1 protein-coding gene is annotated in these 479 nt (G+C 37.2%); it reads left to right on the top strand.

Annotated features, from left to right (window positions below):
- On the top strand, positions 1–330 hold a 330-nt coding region (locus tag IYN84_RS20895; RefSeq protein ID WP_210330785.1), incomplete at its 5' end, for a hypothetical protein.
- Between the last annotated feature and the right edge of the window lie 149 nt (positions 331–479).

Raw genomic sequence — 479 nt, 5'->3', positions numbered from 1 at the left:
GTTATTCAAATGAATGAAGCGCTCACTCCTGTGAATCAATCAGCGGATGAATCGCTCTATTCGTTTAACCTGAATGATTATCTGGCTTTAGTGGAATGGACTGGTAGAGCAATTGTTCATCCCAATAAAGCAACAATTCCTCCACATGTAACTTCAACCTTTCATCGTTTAAATCTTCGACAAAGCAATTGGCTCGACCAAATTCAAAGGCTCAATCAGGGACAGCCGACGATGATGGGGTCTATTGAGAAGCTTAGAGAAAAAGCCAAGGCCATTAAGAAAAACTGGATTAAAGGAATGGGTCAGGCAAAGTTGCTCTATCAATCTTAGCTATTAAAAATAGTTTTCATTTATTATCAGTTAGTATCTATTTGGCAGGAATTTCGCTGTCTAATATCAACCAAACAAACAAATTAGGAACGTTCTTTATTTTCTCACCTTTATGGAATAGCGGCTTTACTTTTTATGTTCGAAAAGTT

The sequence above is a fragment of the Aliikangiella sp. G2MR2-5 genome, assembly GCF_015687155.1.
GTDB lineage: Bacteria > Pseudomonadota > Gammaproteobacteria > Enterobacterales > Kangiellaceae > Aliikangiella.
This window is presented reverse-complemented; position numbering and strand designations above follow the sequence as displayed.